The sequence below is a fragment of the Streptomyces sp. 8L genome (assembly GCF_020176795.1).
GTDB lineage: Bacteria > Actinomycetota > Actinomycetes > Streptomycetales > Streptomycetaceae > Streptomyces.
In genome coordinates, this window is record NZ_JAIUKE010000979.1 from 1 (window position 1) to 330 (window position 330).

Sequence of the window (330 nt, forward strand, 5' to 3'; positions counted from 1 at the left end):
GGCCACGGCGGCCTTGAGGTCGTTGTTGACGACGCCCGGCTGGACGACGGCCACCAGGTTCTCCTCGTCGATCTCCAGCACCCGGTTCATCCGGGACAGGTCCAGGACGAGGCAGCCGTCGGTGGCGTTCGCCCCGCCGGACAGCCCCGTGCCCGCGCCGCGCGGCACCACCGCGATCCCCAGGTCCGCGCAGGCCGCCACGGCCGCGGCGATCTCCGCGGTGGAGGTGGCGCGCAGCGCGGCCAGTGGCTTGCCCGCCGGTGCCCACTCGGCGTCGTCCGCGCTGAGCGAGGCCAGTACGTCGGGATCGGTGATCAAGGTGCTCCCGGG

Annotated in this window: 1 protein-coding gene; it reads right to left on the minus strand. The window is 74.5% G+C overall.

Annotated features, from left to right (window positions below; genetic code table 11):
• Window positions 1-318, minus strand: a 318-nt coding sequence (locus LCE31_RS40185) for an FAD-binding oxidoreductase (protein WP_225023268.1), incomplete at its 3' end; no start/stop codon positions are given.
• Window positions 319-330: the final 12 nt, after the last annotated feature.